This is a genomic window from Micromonospora sp. MA102 (genome assembly GCF_025460765.1).
GTDB lineage: Bacteria > Actinomycetota > Actinomycetes > Mycobacteriales > Micromonosporaceae > Micromonospora > Micromonospora halotolerans.
Genome location: NZ_JAMWEG010000025.1, coordinates 62,743 through 78,182 on the forward strand (window position 1 = coordinate 62,743; position 15,440 = coordinate 78,182).

General features: G+C 73.7%; 14 protein-coding genes. 6 read left to right on the forward strand and 8 right to left on the reverse strand.

The genetic code is table 11. The features are described from left to right. Positions 1-71 precede the first annotated feature (71 nt). Positions 72-1,043: an acyl-CoA desaturase gene (locus NFX44_RS31140; RefSeq protein ID WP_262287167.1), complete on the forward strand. Its 972-nt coding sequence runs from the start codon at positions 72-74 to the stop codon at positions 1,041-1,043. 41 nt (positions 1,044-1,084) lie between these two features. After that, the gene (locus NFX44_RS31145; RefSeq protein WP_262287168.1) at positions 1,085-1,768 is read left to right on the forward strand and encodes a TetR/AcrR family transcriptional regulator; all 684 of its coding nucleotides are present in this window, start codon (positions 1,085-1,087) and stop codon (positions 1,766-1,768) included. A 31-nt stretch (positions 1,769-1,799) separates the two neighbouring features. Here the strand turns inward: NFX44_RS31145 and NFX44_RS31150 are convergent, their stop codons facing one another. From NFX44_RS31150 to NFX44_RS31175, 6 genes are all read right to left on the reverse strand, one after another. Continuing rightward, a complete protein-coding gene (locus NFX44_RS31150; protein WP_262287169.1) occupies positions 1,800-2,273 on the reverse strand; it encodes a DUF4383 domain-containing protein in 474 nt (157 codons plus the stop codon). A 115-nt stretch (positions 2,274-2,388) separates the two neighbouring features. Continuing rightward, positions 2,389-2,844, reverse strand: a complete 456-nt coding sequence (locus NFX44_RS31155; protein WP_262287170.1) for a DUF4383 domain-containing protein — start codon at positions 2,842-2,844, stop codon at positions 2,389-2,391. 95 nt (positions 2,845-2,939) lie between these two features. Next, complete coding sequence (locus tag NFX44_RS31160) at positions 2,940-4,739, reverse strand: ABC-F family ATP-binding cassette domain-containing protein (RefSeq protein ID WP_262287171.1); 1,800 nt, start codon at positions 4,737-4,739, stop codon at positions 2,940-2,942. Positions 4,740-4,819: 80 nt separating this feature from the next. Beyond that, positions 4,820-5,773, reverse strand: a complete 954-nt coding sequence (locus NFX44_RS31165; protein ID WP_262287172.1) for a 4-(cytidine 5'-diphospho)-2-C-methyl-D-erythritol kinase — start codon at positions 5,771-5,773, stop codon at positions 4,820-4,822. Between the two features lie 83 nt (positions 5,774-5,856). Continuing rightward, on the reverse strand, positions 5,857-6,726 hold the full coding sequence (rsmA, locus tag NFX44_RS31170) for a 16S rRNA (adenine(1518)-N(6)/adenine(1519)-N(6))-dimethyltransferase RsmA (protein WP_262287173.1): 870 nt from the start codon (positions 6,724-6,726) through the stop codon (positions 5,857-5,859). Between the two features lie 13 nt (positions 6,727-6,739). Continuing rightward, on the reverse strand, positions 6,740-7,636 hold the full coding sequence (locus NFX44_RS31175; protein ID WP_262287174.1) for a TatD family hydrolase: 897 nt from the start codon (positions 7,634-7,636) through the stop codon (positions 6,740-6,742). An 80-nt stretch (positions 7,637-7,716) separates the two neighbouring features. On the opposite strand from NFX44_RS31175, the gene NFX44_RS31180 reads away from it, so the two are divergent. Further along, entirely contained in the window at positions 7,717-8,955 is a 1,239-nt protein-coding gene (locus NFX44_RS31180; RefSeq protein ID WP_262287175.1) for a hypothetical protein, read from the forward strand. Positions 8,956-9,015: 60 nt separating this feature from the next. Next, positions 9,016-9,867 (forward strand): alpha/beta fold hydrolase, encoded by an 852-nt coding sequence (locus NFX44_RS31185; protein ID WP_262287176.1) that lies wholly within the window; start codon positions 9,016-9,018, stop codon positions 9,865-9,867. Positions 9,868-9,923: 56 nt separating this feature from the next. On the opposite strand, the gene metG is transcribed toward NFX44_RS31185, so the two are convergent. Next, positions 9,924-11,726 carry a methionine--tRNA ligase gene (metG, locus tag NFX44_RS31190; protein WP_262287177.1) on the reverse strand — a complete coding sequence of 601 codons (1,803 nt, stop codon included), beginning with the start codon at positions 11,724-11,726 and terminating at the stop codon, positions 9,924-9,926. Positions 11,727-11,864: 138 nt separating this feature from the next. Between metG and NFX44_RS31195 the strand changes: the two genes are divergently transcribed. Next, the gene (locus tag NFX44_RS31195; RefSeq protein ID WP_262287178.1) at positions 11,865-12,731 is read left to right on the forward strand and encodes a hypothetical protein; all 867 of its coding nucleotides are present in this window, start codon (positions 11,865-11,867) and stop codon (positions 12,729-12,731) included. Between the two features lie 34 nt (positions 12,732-12,765). Here the strand turns inward: NFX44_RS31195 and rsmI are convergent, their stop codons facing one another. Continuing rightward, positions 12,766-13,614, reverse strand: coding sequence for a 16S rRNA (cytidine(1402)-2'-O)-methyltransferase (gene rsmI / locus NFX44_RS31200; RefSeq protein WP_262287179.1), 849 nt, complete (start codon positions 13,612-13,614; stop codon positions 12,766-12,768). Positions 13,615-13,805: 191 nt separating this feature from the next. On the opposite strand from rsmI, the gene NFX44_RS31205 reads away from it, so the two are divergent. Beyond that, on the forward strand, positions 13,806-15,398 hold the full coding sequence (locus tag NFX44_RS31205) for a dolichyl-phosphate-mannose--protein mannosyltransferase (RefSeq protein WP_262287205.1): 1,593 nt from the start codon (positions 13,806-13,808) through the stop codon (positions 15,396-15,398). Positions 15,399-15,440: the final 42 nt, after the last annotated feature.

Sequence of the window (15,440 nt, forward strand, 5' to 3'; positions counted from 1 at the left end):
CGTGTCCGCTGCGATCTAGGGCGCTCCTGGTTACGGTGACGTAGGCGTACCCCGTACCACTGGGAGGTGCCATGTCGACCACCCTGACCGGCCCGGACAGCGGCCCCAAGCCACTCACCCAGGGCCACCAGTCACCCGGCATCCTGATCGCACTGTGGGCCTTCGTGGTCGTACCGTTCCTCGCCCTGCTGGCCGCCGTGCCGGTGGCCTGGGGCGGCTGGCTGGGCTGGACCGACGTGCTGGTGGCCGGATTCTGGTACGTCCTGTCCGGCCTGGGCATCACGGTCGGCTACCACCGCTACTTCACCCACGGCTCGTTCAAGGCGAAACCGTGGCTGCGGGCGGCCCTGGCGGTGGCGGGCTCGTTCGCCGTGCAGGGCGAGATCATCCAGTGGGTGGCCGACCACCGGCGGCATCACGCGTTCTCCGACCAGGAGGGCGACCCGCACTCGCCGTGGCGGTTCGGGGAGAGCATCGGCGGGCTGACGAAGGGGCTGTTCCACGCGCACGTCGGCTGGCTGTTCAACCGGGAGTTGTCGAACCGGGAACGGTTCGCGCCGGACCTGCTCGCCGATCCGATCACCCGCCGCGTCGACCGGTCGTTCCCGGTGCTGGTGGTGGTCTCGGTGCTCGGGCCGGCGGCGATGGGCGGGCTGCTCACCGGGTCGTGGCAGGGCGCGTTCACGGCGTTCTTCTGGGGCGGGCTGGTCCGGATCGCGCTGCTGCACCACGTCACCTGGTCGATCAACTCGGTGTGTCACGTCTACGGTGAGCGCCCGTTCGCGGTGCGGCAGGGCGACCGGGCGTCGAACTTCTGGCCGTTGGCGTTGCTGTCGTTCGGGGAGAGCTGGCACAACCTGCACCACGCCGAGCCGACGAGCGCGCGCCACGGGGTGCTGCGCGGGCAGGTCGATCCGTCGGCGCGGGTGATCTGGCTGCTGGAGAAGGTCGGTGCGGCCTGGTCGGTGCGGTGGCCGAAACCGGAGCGGATCACGGCGAAGCTGGTGGAGCCGGGGCGGGTGCGCGGCCGACCGGCGCGGTAACCGGTCGGTCGGAGCGGGTGGGGTTTGGCAGGATGGGCCGGGTGACCGACGTTCCCGGCAGCGACGCCAGCTCCGCCCGCAGGCGGGCCGTCCCGGCGGCGAAGCCTTCCCGGGTTCGGATGTCCGCGACCCAGCGGCGCGAGCAACTGATCTCGATCGCCCGGCAGATCTTCGCCGAGCGCGGGTTCGACGCCACCTCGATCGAGGAGGTGTCGGCGCGGGCGAAGGTGTCCAAGCCGGTGGTGTACGAGCACTTCGGCGGCAAGGAGGGGCTCTACGCGGTGGTGGTGGACCGGGAGGTCCGTTCGCTGCTGGACCGGATCACCACGGCGTTGACGGCGGGGCATCCGCGGGAGTTGCTGGAGCAGGCGGCGTTGACGCTGCTGACGTACATCGAGGAGGAGACCAGCGGGTTCCGGGTGCTGGTCCGGGAGTCGCCGTTGATGTCGGCGACGGGCAACTTCAGCAGCGTGATGAACGATGTGGCGCATCAGGTGGAGCACATCCTGGGTGCGGAGTTCTCCAGCCGCGGCTACGACCCGAAGCTGGCGGAGCTGTACTCGCAGGCGCTGGTGGGCATGGTGGCGTTGACCGGGCGTTGGTGGTTGGAGGTGCGCAAGCCGCGGAAGGAGACGGTGGCGGCGCACCTGGTGAACCTGGCCTGGAACGGCCTGTCGCACCTGGAGGCGAAGCCGGGTCTGATCACCGTCCGCAAGCGGAGCTGAGCCGGTTCAGCCCGGCAGAGCTGAGCCGGGTTCAGCGGTGGGCCTCGGCGACCGGGTGCTCGCGGCGGCGCCGTTCCTCCGCGGCGTGCTCGTCCGTGCCGACCTTGTCGTAGAGGCCGGTGGCGAGCAGGACCAGCCCGAACACCAGCGAGATGAGGACGGTGGCCATCGAGAAGTTGAGGAAGTTCGCCGACGTCTGCAGCACGGCCATCATGAGGATGCCGGTGACCAGGAAGACCGCCCCGGCGGTCAGGTTCATGTAGTGGCCGAGGTTGCCGCGGCGGGACGCGCCGATGATGAGGAAGGCGCCGAAGATCACGGAGACCAGGGCGAACGCCAGGTTGGTGCGCAGGCCGAGAGCCGTGGTGTCCTCCCGGCTGAACAGCCCGTCGCCCCAGGTCTCGAAGACCCCGTAGACGCCGAAGACCAGGATGTAGAGGCCGATGAGGCCGGACAGCACCCGGTAGAGCGGCCGTGCGGGGTGGTTCACCGGGAAGTGCGCCATGGGAACCTCCGGTCGGCTGACTGGTTTGACGCAATTGTCCCCCGTGTCACCCGCTCCCGTCCCCGGAAAACGCCGAAGGCCCGGCGGGCGCCGGGCCTTCGGGGGTGGCTGCGGGTCAGAGCACCAGGCGGGCCTTCTGCCAGGCCTCGTGCTCGTCGTCGGTGCCGACCTTGCCGTACATGCCGACCATCAGGAGCACCAGGGACAGGGTGAGCACCACGATGTCGGTCATGATCGAGAAGTTGAAGATGTTGGCGTCGGTGTGGAGGAACGCCAGCTCGGCCAGGCCGAGGACCATCAGGGCGTAGGCCAGCCACTGGTTGATCGCCACGTCGAGGTTGCGGCCGATCACGGTGCCGACCAGGATCCCGGCGCCGAGCAGGATGGCGAGCATCGAGAAGCCGAGGTTGGTGCCCTGGCCGAGAACCTTGGTGTCGTCCTGGGCGAGGACGTCGTTGCCGGCGCTGGCGATGATGCCGAGCACGCCGAAGACGACGAAGTACAGACCAACGAGCCCGCCGATCGCCCGGTAGACAGGCCGCGCGGGGTGGTTGACGGGGGTGTGGGCCATCTGTGCGTCTCCAAGACCGAACGGAAGAGGGGTCGCCTGCGATTGTCCCGCACGCCCGTCAGTGACGCCGCACACCCCCCACCGGCGGGTCGGTGTCAGCCGGCCGGCAGTTCCTCGGCGAGGGCCAGCCAGGCCTCCTCGGTGCGGTCCCGCTCGGCGCGGACCTCCTTGAGCTGGGCGTCCAGCTCGGCGACCTTCGCGTAGTCCGTGGCGTTCGCGGCGAGCCGCTCGTGCAGCGTCGCCTCCTTCTGTTCGAGCTTGGCGATCTGCCGTTCCAGCCGGCTGAGCTCCTTCTTGGCGGTGCGTACCTCGGCGGCGGACATGCCCTCCCGGGCCGGGGCGGCCGCGGCCGGGGTGAGGTCCGCGGGCGCGGGGCCGCCGCGCGCGGCGGCGCGGGCCAGGTACTCGTCGACGCCGCCGGGGAGGTGCACCAGCCGGCCGTCGCCCAACATCCCGTACGCGACGTCGGTGACCCGCTCGATCAGGTAGCGGTCGTGGCTGGCCACCACGATCGTGCCGGGCCAGGAGTCGAGCAGGTCCTCCAGCGCGGCGAGGGTGTCGGTGTCCAGGTCGTTGGTGGGCTCGTCGAGGAGGAGCACGTTGGGCTCGCCGGCGAGCAGCCGCAGCATCTGGAGCCGGCGGCGCTCGCCGCCGGAGAGGTCGCTGACCGGGGTCCAGAGCCGCCGGTCGTCGAAACCGAAGACCTCGGCGAGCTGGGCGGCGCTGATCTCCCGGTCGCCGAGCTGGACCCGCCGGGCCACCTCCTCGACGGCTTCGAGGACGCGCAGGTGGCCGGGGAGTTCGGCGAGTTCCTGGGAGAGGAACGCGGGGCGGACGGTCTGCCCGGCGGCGAACCGCCCGCCGTCGGGGCGGGTCACCCCGGCGAGCATCCGCAGCAGGGTGGTCTTGCCGGCGCCGTTGCGGCCCAGGATCGCGACCCGGTCGCCGGGGCCGACCTGCCAGGTGACGCCGTGCAGGATCTCCTTCGGGCCGGCGTGCAGGGTGACCTGGTCGAGGTCGTACACCTGCTTGCCGAGCCGGGCGGTGGCGAGCCGTTGCAGCGACATGGTGTCGCGCGGCTCCGGCACGTCGGCGATCAGCGCGTTGGCGGCGTCGATCCGGAACTTCGGCTTCGAGGTACGGGCCGGCGGGCCCCGGCGCAGCCAGGCGATCTCCTTGCGGAGCAGGTTCTGGCGGCGGGCCTCGGTGGCGGCGGCGATCCGCTGCCGCTCGACGCGGGCCAGGGTCCACGCGGCGAAGCCGCCCTCGTAGGCCCGGACCGCCTGGTCGGCGACCTCCCAGGTGGTGGTGCAGACGGCGTCGAGGAACCAGCGGTCGTGGGTGACCACGACGAGCGCGCCCTTGCGGGTGACGAGGTGCCGGGCCAGCCAGTCGACGCCGCCGACGTCGAGGTGGTTGGTGGGCTCGTCGAGGATGAGCAGGTCGGCTTCGCGGACCAGCAGCGCGGCGAGCGCGACCCGGCGGCGTTCGCCACCGGACATCGTCCCGACCGCCGCGTCCAGGCCGAGGTGGGGCATGCCGAGGCCGTCGAGGATGGCCCGGACGCCCGCGTCGCCGGCCCACTCGTGCTCGGCGCCCATGCTCTCGCGGAGCCAGGCGGTGCCGAGCACCACGTCCCGCACGGTGGCCTCGGGGGCGAGGTCCAGGCTCTGCGGCAGCCAGGAGACCCGCAGGTCACGGCGGTGGGTGACGCGGCCGTCGTCGGGCTCCTCCTGCTTGGTGAGCAGGCGGAGCAGGGTGGACTTGCCGGCGCCGTTGAGGCCGACCACGCCGACCCGGTCGGCGTCGTCGAGGCCGAGCGATACGTCGGTCAGCAGCTGCCCGGCGGCGCCGTACCCCTTGGACACCCGGTCCAGGTTGACGATGTTGGCCACGAACCCACCTTTCATGATCAAAGGCGCCCCGGTGCCCGGGACGCCCACGTCAAGGGTACGCGGACCGGGCGGGGCGGGGTTCAGACGATGCGGGCGCCGGGGACCGGGCCGTGCGCGACCCGCGCCTCCCGGCAGACGCCGGCGGCGGACAGGTCGGCGGCGATCCGCACGGCGTGCGCCTCGTCGGTGGCGAGGAAGACGCAGGTCGGGCCGGAGCCGGAGACGAGGCCGGCGAGCGCCCCGGCCGCCTCCCCCACCTTGAGCGTCCCGGCCAGCGACGGGCGCATGGCCAGCGCGGCGGCCTGGAGGTCGTTGCCGAGCGTGGCGGCGAGCACCCGCGGGTCGCGCTGGCGCAGCGCGCCCAGCAGCCCGTCGGTGCTGCCCAGCGGCTCCCCCGCGGTGCCGGCGTCACGGAGCCGGTCCAGCTCCCGGTAGGCGGCCGGGGTGGAGAGGCCGCCGTCGGCGAGGGCCACCACCCAGTGCCAGGAGGTGGGGCGGGCCAGCACCGGGCTGACCGCCTCGCCGCGCCCGGTGCCCAGCGCGGTGCCGCCGTAAATGAGGAACGGCACGTCGGAGCCGAGGTCGGCGGCGATCCCGGCCAGTTCGTCGCGGGACAGCCCGGTGCCCCAGAGCGCGTCGCAGGCGACCAGCGCGGCGGCCGCGTCGGCGCTGCCCCCGGCCAGCCCGCCGGCGAGCGGGATCTGCTTGCGCAGGTGCAGCCGGGCGTGCGGCAGGACGCCCGCGTAGCCGGCGAGGGCGTGGGCGGCCCGGATGGCCAGGTTGGAGTCGTCCAGGGCCAGCTCGCCGGCGCCCTCGCCCTCCATGGTGAGGGTCAGCGTGTCGCCCCGGCGGGCGGTCAGCTCGTCGTAGATGGAGATCGCGTGGTAGACGGTGTTCAGTTCGTGGTAGCCGTCCCGGCGCAGCGGGCCCACCCCGAGGTGCAGGTTGACCTTGGCCGGCACCCGCACCTTCACCGGGCCGCTCGCCCCGCGCCGCTGCCCGTCCTCGTCGTCCGGTCGCCAGGCCTCGGTCACGGGACGATGTCCCGCGGGCGCAGGCGGATGTCGAACGGCTTCTGCACGGTCAGCTCCTCGGCGGGGTCGGCAACGGCGCCAGCCTACTGGGCGGCCGCGGAAGCGGCCGGGGCCGACGCGGCGATGGCGGCGAACTGCTCGACGGTCAGTGACTCGCCGCGCGCGCCGGGGTCGACGCCGGCGGCCGTGAGCGCCGCGGCGGCCCGGTCCGCGCCGCCGGCCCAGCCCGCCAGGGCGGCCCGCAGGGTCTTGCGGCGCTGCGCGAACGCCGCGTCGACCACCGCGAAGACGGCCTCCCGGGGTACGTCGGCGCGGGGCGGCTCGCGCCGGGTGAAGGCGACCAGTCCGGAGTCGACGTTCGGCACCGGCCAGAAGACGTTCGGCGGGACCTTGCCGGCGGCCCGGGAGCGGGCGTACCAGGCGAGCTTGACCGACGGGATGCCGTACACCTTGGAGCCGGGACCGGCGACGAGCCGGTCGGCGACCTCCTTCTGCACCATCACGAGGCCGTGGCGCAGGGTGGGCAGCTCGGCGAGCAGGTGCAGCACCACCGGCACGGCCACGTTGTAGGGCAGGTTCGCCACCAGCGCGGTCGGCGCCGGGTCGGCCAGCTCGGCGGCGGTGACCCGCAGCGCGTCGGCGGGGTGCACGGTGAGCCGGGCGGCGTCCGGGCCGGCGAACCGCTCGGCGGTCTCCGGCAGCGCGGCGGCCAGGGCCGGGTCGAGTTCGACGGCGTGCACGTGCGCGGCCACCGGCAGCAGGGCCAGGGTGAGCGAGCCGAGGCCGGGGCCGACCTCCAGCGCCACGTCGTCCGGGGCGAGCCCGGCCGTGGTGACGATCCGGCGGACCGTGTTGGGGTCGTGCACGAAGTTCTGGCCGAGCTTCTTGGTCGGCGTGACGCCGAGCCGCGCGGCGAGTTCCCGGATCTCCGCCGGGCCGAGGAGTCCGGTCACGCCGGGCATCCTTTCACCACGGCCCGAACGCGCGCTCGCCGGTCGCGGAGATCGCCGCGCAGAGTTCGTCGAGGTCCGCCCCGGTGGTCTCGGCCAGGAACCGGACGGTCAGCGGGATGAGGTAGGAGGCGTTCGGCCGCCCCCGGTGCGGCATCGGGGTGAGGTACGGCGCGTCGGTCTCCACGAGCAGTTGCCCGGGCGGGGTGACGGCGGCCGCCTCCCGCAGGGCCGTGGCGCTGCCGAAGGTGACCGTGCCGGCGAAGCTGAGCAGGTAGCCCCGGCGGACGCACTCGCGGGCGAAGTCGGCGTCGCCGGAGAAGCAGTGCAGCACCACGGTGTCTGGGGCGCCCTCGTCGTCGAGGATCCGCAGCACGTCGGCGTGCGCGTCCCGGTCGTGGATGACCAGTGCCTTGCCGTGCCGCTTGGCGATGGCGATGTGCGCCCGGAAGCTCTCCTCCTGCGCGGCCCGCCCCTCGTCGCCGGTGCGGAAGAAGTCCATCCCGGTCTCGCCGATGCCCCGGACCCGGTCGCGGCCGGCGAGCGCCTCGATCGCGCGCAACGCCTCGTCCAGGTCGGCCAGCCGGGGCGCCTCGTTCGGGTGCAGCGCCACGGTGGCCAGCACCGCGCCGTAGCGCTCGGCGACGTCGGCGCCCCACCGGGACGACTCGACGTCGACGCCCACCTGGACGAGCCGGTCCACGCCCACGCCGGCGGCCACCGCGACGGCCGCGGCCACCGGGTCGTCGGCGGGCCCGCCCGGTACGCCGGCCTCGCTCACCGTGATGTCGAGGTGGGTGTGGCTGTCCAGCACGGGCACCGCCAGCGGCTCCGGGGCGGGCGGGAACTCGCCGGCCCGGCGGGCGGCGCGCTGCTTGCGGGTTTCGGTCTGCTCGCTCATCGCGGCCAGCATCACACACCGCCGGGGGCGGCGTTTCCGGACCGCCACCGACTGTTCACCTGCACCACATCTGTCGCGCCTACGGTCCGTGGGTGACCGTCACTCCTCAGGCCGGCGAGGCCGCCCCCGAGCGGACCGGGCTGCGCGTGACGTACGACGGCCGCGTCCACCCGGCGGAGGAGATCGCCCGGGGCGCGGCGTACGAGCTGTTCAGCGCCGAGGAGGCGCCCGGGTTCGAGTGGGCGCCCCGGCCCGGGGTGGCGTACCCGTGGCGGAAGTTCGTGCACGTCACCGAGGTGAGCGCGGTGCACGGGGCGGCCGAGCCGACGGAGGACGCCGACCCGCCGCTGCTCATGCCGCTGCACCGGGAGCACGGCTGGGCGTACCTGCACCAGCTCAGCCAGCAGCCCGGTGCGGCGGGCGACCCGCATCTCGCGGCGGTGCGCGGCTCGGCGGTGATCCGGCCGGGCACCCGGATGGTGAAGGTGCTCTCCGCCCGCCAGCTCGCCGGCTACGTGCGGGGCTGGCTGCCGCACGGCTTCTGCCACCGGGAGCACGACGTGGCGCACCTGCGCACCCCGGCCGGGATGGCGGTGCTGCGGGGCGACTCGGAGGGCGGCGACGTGGCGTACGCGCTGCGCTGGCGCGCCACCGACCCGGCGGACTACGACGTGCCGGTCGGGCCGGCGCACCGGGGGCTGACGGCGCTGCCGCCGCGGGACCGGCTCGGGCCGCCGGTGCTGGGCACCGGGTTCGTGCCGAGCAACGCCCAGCTCATCCCGGAGTTCGTCACCCGCGACTTCGCCGACCTGCCGATGCCGGCGAACGCCACCCTGCTCGCCTACCCGGCGGAGGGGGTGGAGGTGGTGCTCTACACCTACCAGGCGGAGCAGCGGGGCTGGCTGCGCATGGTCGGCCCGCAGTGGCGGCACCTGCTCGCCGCGGTGCCCGGCCTCTCCCCCGACCAGGAGTACGTGCCGACCGGCGACGCGCCCCGCTCCACCCAGCTGGTCGGCGGGTACGGCGGCGTCGAGTACGAGGCGGTCGCCGACCAGCCCGGCGGTTTCCGGCTGCTGGCCATGACCCGGGCCGCCCGCTACCCGGTGGAGTCGGCGGCCCGCCGGCTGCGCCACGCGACCTGGCGCGGGGTGCCCTGCCTGGTGCTGCGGGAGGAGGCGGGCTGGCTGCGGCTGCGGCTGTGCCGGCCGGATCCGGACGCGGTGTCCACGACGGGGGCACAGTGCCACGAGCGGGGCGTCTACGAGACGTGGGCGCCGGGCGCCGAGCTGACCGACGACCGGGTGGTGGATGTGCCGTACCGGACGGCATAACGGGGAGCGGGCCGGGAAAGCGCGGGCGTCCGAGACGCACGCAAGGGGAGAGAACCCGACATGCCTTTCGTCACCGTCGGTACGGAGAATTCCGCACCCATCGACCTCTACTACGAGGATCACGGCTCCGGCCAGCCGATCGTCCTGATCCACGGCTTCCCCTTCAACGGGGCGACCTGGGAGAAGATGGCCAACCCGCTGCTCGCGGCCGGCTACCGGGTGATCACCTACGACCGGCGCGGATTCGGCAACTCCGCCCAACCGGCGTTCGGCTACGACTACAACACGTTCGCGGCCGACCTCGACGTGCTGATGACCGAGCTGGATCTGCGCAACGCGATCCTGATCGGCCATTCGATGGGCACCGGCGAGGTGACCCGCTATCTGGGCGCGTACGGGTCGGACCGGGTGGACCGGGCGGTGCTGATGGCCCCGTTGGCGCCGTTCCTGCTGAAGACGGCCGACAATCCGGAAGGGGTCGACCAGAGCCTGTTCGACGGGTTCAAGGCGGCGATCATCCAGGACCGGTTCGCATACCTCACCAAGTTCTGCGACGCGTTCTTCAACTACAGCGAGAACAAGGGCAAGTGGGTGAGCGAGGAGGCGTACCGGGCGCACTGGCAGATCGGCGCGCAGGGGTCGGCGAAGGCAACCCACGACAGCGTGGACGCCTGGCTGACCGACTTCCGGGGCGACCTGCCGAACATCAACATCCCGGTGCTGATCATCCAGGGCGACAAGGACAACGTGCTGCCGTTCCCGGCCACCGGCCAGCGGTTGCAGCACATGCTGTCCGACTGCCGGATGGTCATGCTCAAGGGTGCGCCGCACGGCACGCCGTGGACGCACCCCACCGAGGTCAACAAGGCGATCTCGGAGTTCATCGGCGCGCCGCAGATGGCCCGCGCCTGACCCACCGACGGCGGCGGCCCCGGGGACACCCCGGGGCCGCGTGGCGTGTCAGGCCGTCAGCCGGCCAGCCGGGCCAGCTCCTCGTCGACGATCGACGGGTCGAGCTTGCGGAACACCGGCTTCGGCGCCGCGAGCGGCCGGCCCACCTCCAGGGGTACGGACTCCCACCGCGCACCGACCGTGTAGTCGCCGGTCAGGATCGGGTACGCCGGCCCGCCGTCGAGGTCCTCGACCTCCTCGATCACCGGCATCGGTGCGTGCACCCCGGTGCCGCCGAGCAGCTCGTGGATCTTCTGCGCGGAGTGCGGCAGGAACGGGGTGAGCAGCGTGTTGGCGTCGCTGACCACCTGGAGGGCGACGTGCAGGATGGTGCCCATCCGGGGCTTGTCGTCCTCGCCCTTGAGCTTCCAGGGCGCCTGCTCGGACAGGTACTTGTTGGCCTCGGCGACGACCTTCATGGCCTCGCCGATGGCCTGCTTCTGCCGGTGCCGGGCGATCAGGTCACCGACGGTGGCGAAGCCGGCCTTCGCGGTGCCCAGCAGGGCCCGGTCCGCCTCGGTGAGCCCGGCCGCGTCGACCGGCGGGATCGCGCCGAAGTTCTTCGCCGCCATCGAGACGGACCGGTTGACCAGGTTGCCCCAGCCGGCGACCAGCTCGTCGTTGTTGCGGCGGAGGAACTCGGCCCAGGTGAAGTCGGTGTCGTTGCTCTCCGGGCCGGCCACCGCGATGAAGTAGCGCAGCGCGTCGGCGTCGTAGCGCGCCAGGAAGTCGCGGACGTAGATGACGACCTTGCGGGAGGACGAGAACTTGCGCCCCTCCATGGTCAGGTATTCGCTGGAGACCACCTCGGTGGGCAGGTTGAGCCGGCCCAGCCGGCCGGGCTCGCCGTCCCGGGAGCCCTCGCCGGAGTAGCCGTCGAGCAGCGCCGGCCAGATCACCGAGTGGAAGACGATGTTGTCCTTGCCCATGAAGTAGTAGCCCCGGGCGTCCTTGCCCTCCCCGTCGGCGGACCACCACTTCCGCCACGCCTCCGGGTCGCCGGTGCGGCGGGCCCACTCGATCGAGGCGGACAGGTAGCCGATCACCGCGTCGAACCAGACGTAGATCCGCTTGTCGGGGCGGTCGCGCCAGCCGTCGAGCGGGATCGGCACGCCCCACTCCAGGTCCCGGGTGATGGCCCGGGGCTGGAGGTCGTCGAGCAGGTTGCGCGAGAAGCGCAGCACGTTGGGGCGCCAGCCCTCCCGGCTGTCCAGCCACTGCCGCAGCGCGTCGGCCAGGGCCGGCAGGTCCAGGAAGAAGTGCTCGGTCTCCACGAACTCCGGCGTCTCGCCGTTGATCTTCGACTTCGGGTTGATCAGGTCGATCGGGTCGAGCTGGTTGCCGCAGTTGTCGCACTGGTCGCCGCGGGCGCTGTCGTAGCCGCAGATCGGGCAGGTGCCCTCGATGTAGCGGTCGGGCAGGGTCCGGCCGGTGGACGGCGAGATCGCCCCGGTGGTGACCTTGGGGACGATGTAGCCGTTGCGGTGCAGCCCCTCGAACAGCTCCTGCACCACCGCGTAGTGGTTGCGGGTCGTGGTCCGGGTAAACAGGTCGTACGACAGGCCCAGCGCCCGCAGGTCCTCGGCGATCACCCGGTTGTAGCGATCGGCCAGCTCGCGCGGCGTGACCCCCTCGGCGTCGGCCTGCACCTGGATCGGGGTGCCGTGCTCGTCGGTGCCGGAGACCATGAGCACGTCGTGACCGGCCATCCGCATGTACCGGGCGAAGACGTCGGAGGGAACGCCGAATCCGGATACGTGGCCGATGTGGCGCGGGCCGTTGGCGTAGGGCCAGGCGACCGCGGCGAGAACGTGACTCATGAGCGCCAAGCCTAGTGAGTGCCGCGGGACACCGGCGAACCAATAGGGCGCGTCCCACGCGCCGGCCCCGGCCGTACGCCCGATTTGTCGCCGACACGCGGCCTGAGCTGCCCGACGGGCCCGTCCCACCGGTGTGAAATGAACGGCGTGACCAGCAGACCAGCGGCACCCGGGCCGGGCGGGCCCTCCTCCGCGCCCCCGGCCGGGGAGGCCGCGCGGCCGACCCCGGCGCGCGGCAGGGTGGCTCCCCAGCCCCGGCTGGACCCGGCGGACCCGCCCGTCGAGGTGGAACCGACCACCGGGGCGCCGGTGGACGCCGTCCCGCGCCGGGTGCCGGTCCGGCAGCCACGCTGGCACCGGCGGTCGGCCGCGGTCGACGGCGGGACCACCTGGGCGCCGATCGAGGAGGTGCACTGGGACGGCACCCCGCTGCGGGAGGAGCCGCACCGCCGGTCCCGCCGGTGGCCGCTGCGCCGGTCGGCGTCCCGGCCCGACCGGACCCGTCCGGCCCGTCCCCCGGACCCGGTCGCCGGCCTGTCCGTGCTGCTGTCGCTGAGCCTGCTGGCCGCGTTCTTCGCCTGGGTGAGCGCCGGGCCGCTCTGGCTGGCCGTGGGCCACGGCACGAGCGGCACGGCCGTGATCACCGACTGCAGCGGCGGCGGGCTGACCCAGCGCTGCCGGGGGTTCTTCCTGGCCGACGGCGAACGCTTCCTGGCCCACGGCGTGCGGGTCAGCGGGGTGCCGGCCGACCGCACCGCCACCGGCTCGATGCTGCCCGCCCGGATGACCGGGCCGGCCGCCGGCACCGCCTACGCGGACTCCGGCGCCGGCCGGCACCTGCGCTGGCTGCTCGGGCTGCTGCTGGTGGCCGGCTGCGCCGCCGGGATCGCCCGCTGGACCGGCGCCACCCGACTGCCGGAGCGCCGGCACCGCCGCTGGGCGGTGGGCGCGGCGCTGGCCGGCCCGCTGCTGATCACCCTCGGGTTCCTGGCCGCGGCCTGGTAGCCGCTCGCTGCTGGGCCGGGGGCCGCCCTTCCGGTCAGCTGTGCACGACCGTGTAGACCTCGCGGCGGCGCAGACCGTACTCGGTGGCCACCTCCGTGACGGCGTCCCGCCGGGACAGCCCGGCCGCCTCCCGCGCGGCCACCGCGGCGCGCAGCGTGTCGTCGTCCGGCCGGACGGCCGCGGCCGGCGGCGCCCCGGCCACGACCAGGGTGATCTCGCCGCGCGGCTCGCCCGCCGCGGCCCACTCGGCCAGCTCGCCGAGCGGCCGGCGGACCACCTCCTCGTACGTCTTCGTCAGCTCGCGGCACAGCGCGGCGGGCCGGTCCGGGCCGAACGCCTCGGCCAGGTCGGCCAGCGCCCCGGCGATCCGGTGCGGCGCCTCGAAGAGCACCAGGGTGCGTTCCTCGGCGGCCAGCGCGCGCAGCCGGGACCGGCGGGCGCCGGGCGTGCGGGGCAGGAAGCCCTCGAAGCAGAACCGGTCGCACGGCAGCCCGGACAGCGCCAGGGCGGTGGTCACGGCGCTCGGCCCGGGTGCCGCGGTGACCGGGACCCCGGCGTCCAGGGCGGCCCGGACCAGCCGGTAGCCGGGGTCGGACACGCTGGGCATCCCCCCGTCGGTGACCAGCGCGACGGTGTAGCCGCCGGCGAGGACCTCGACCAGTTCCGGGGTGCGCCGCTCCTCGTTGCCCTCGAAGTAGGAGACGATCCGGCCCGGCACGCTGACCGCCAGGTCGCGGGCCAGCCGGGTGAGCCGGCGGGTGTCCTCGGCGGCGACCACGTCGGCGGCGGCGAGCACCTCGCGGAACCGGGCGGACGCGTCGGCCGGGTTGCCCAGCGGCGCACCGAGCAGCACCAGGCGGCCAACCTCGGACATTTCACCCACGTCGTGCGCTCCTTCATCGACGGCCGTACCAATCTCGGGGACGACGGGCGCCACCGGGCACCTCCGCAGCCTACGATCGCCGGGTGACGAGTGCGTCGACAGCACAGAGCGCGAACGCGAGCGGGTCCGCCGCCGGGCCGACCAACGCCGACCAGGCCACGAACCCCGCCGCGAGCGGCGGCGGCGGCCGGATCCCGGCCGTCGTCCGGCGCCGGCTCGACACCGTCGACGCCCGCCTCGACCGGGGGCACGCCTGGCTGGCCACCGGGGTCGTGGTGGCGATCGCGGCGATCCTGCGCTTCGTCGGGCTGAGCGGTCCCAACGGGAAGATCTTCGACGAGATCTACTACGCGCGTGACGCGTACGGGCTGATCGACCGCGGCGTCGAGTGGAACTACAAGGACAACGGCCCGTCGTACGTGGTGCACCCGCCGCTGGGCAAGTGGCTCATCGGCCTCGGCGAGTGGGCCTTCGGCTACCAGGACGCGGAGACCAAGATCTCCGTGCCGGGGCACCTCATGACCACCGCCCCCGAGTTCGGCTGGCGGTTCGCGGCGGCCGTGGCCGGCACCCTGTCGGTGCTGCTGCTGGTGCGGATCGGCCGGCGGATGTTCCGCTCCACCACGCTGGGCTGCGCGGCCGGGCTGCTGCTCGCCCTGGACGGCTTCCACTTCGTGCTCTCCCGCACCGCGCTGCTCGACATCTTCCTGCTGCTGTTCGTGCTGGCCGCGTTCGGCGCGCTGGTGCTGGACCGGGATGCCCGGCGGCGGCGCTGGGCCCGGGCGCTGGAGGCGGGGCTCGACCCGACGCTGCCGGGGCGGGCGGGCCGGCCGCCGTCGACCTGGCGGGACTGGCCGTGGTGGCGGCTGGCCGCCGGCGTGCTGCTCGGCTGCGCCTGCGCGGTGAAGTGGAGCGGCCTCTACTTCGTCCCGGCCTTCGCGCTGCTCGTGCTCCTCTGGGAGGTCGGCGTGCGCCGCTCGGCCGGGGTCCGCCGCCCGTGGCGGGACGCCCTGCTGGACGAGCTGCCGTGGCTGCTGGCGGCCGGCGTGCTGATGGTCGTGACCTACGTGCTCACCTGGTCGGGCTGGCTGCTGGGCGACGAGGGCTACTACCGCCTGGCCAGCCGCTACCCGAACACCCCGGGGCTGAGCGACACCCCGGTCATCGGGCCGCTGATCAACCTGTGGGAATACCACAAGGCCGCGTACGGCTTCCACACCCAGCTCGACGACCCGCACAAGTACCAGTCGTGGCCGTGGCAGTGGCTGCTGCTCGGCCGGCCGGTCGCCTTCTACTGGTCGGGTGACGGCAACTGCGGCGCCCCGAGCTGCGCCTCGGAGATCCTGCTGCTGGGCACCCCGCTGCTGTGGTGGTCGTTCCTGCCGGCGCTGGTGGCGACGGTCTGGCTCGGGCTGGCCCGGCGCGACTGGCGGGCCGGCGCCATCCTGCTCAGCGTGGCCGCCGGCCTGCTGCCCTGGTTCTGGTTCGCCCTCGACGGCCGCACGATGTTCTCCTTCTACGCCGCGCCCGCGCTGCCGTTCCTCGTGCTGGCGGTGGTCTACGTGCTCGGCGCGATCGTCTCGCCCGCCCCGGTCGCCGGCACGGCGGCGCCACCGAGCGCCGAGGCCACGGCCGACCGCCGCCTGGTCGGCGGGATCATCGCGGGCGCGTACGTGCTGCTGGTCGCCCTCTGCTTCGGCTACTTCTACCCGATCTTCGTGGGCCGGCTGATGGCCTACGCGGACTGGTCCGCCCGGATGTGGCTGGACGGTCGCTGGATCTGACCGGCGCGGCCCGGCGGGGGCACCCGCCGGGCCGGAAAACCG

Coding starts and splice junctions, on each gene's coding strand:
- NFX44_RS31140 (WP_262287167.1), top strand. CDS start 72: ATGTCGACCACCCTGACCGGCCCGGACAGCGGCCCCAAGCCACTCACC.
- NFX44_RS31150 (WP_262287169.1), bottom strand. CDS start 2,273: ATGGCGCACTTCCCGGTGAACCACCCCGCACGGCCGCTCTACCGGGTG.
- NFX44_RS31155 (WP_262287170.1), bottom strand. CDS start 2,844: ATGGCCCACACCCCCGTCAACCACCCCGCGCGGCCTGTCTACCGGGCG.
- NFX44_RS31175 (WP_262287174.1), bottom strand. CDS start 7,636: ATGCTGGCCGCGATGAGCGAGCAGACCGAAACCCGCAAGCAGCGCGCC.
- NFX44_RS31185 (WP_262287176.1), top strand. CDS start 9,016: ATGCCTTTCGTCACCGTCGGTACGGAGAATTCCGCACCCATCGACCTC.
- metG (WP_262287177.1), bottom strand. CDS start 11,726: ATGAGTCACGTTCTCGCCGCGGTCGCCTGGCCCTACGCCAACGGCCCG.
- NFX44_RS31195 (WP_262287178.1), top strand. CDS start 11,865: ATGAACGGCGTGACCAGCAGACCAGCGGCACCCGGGCCGGGCGGGCCC.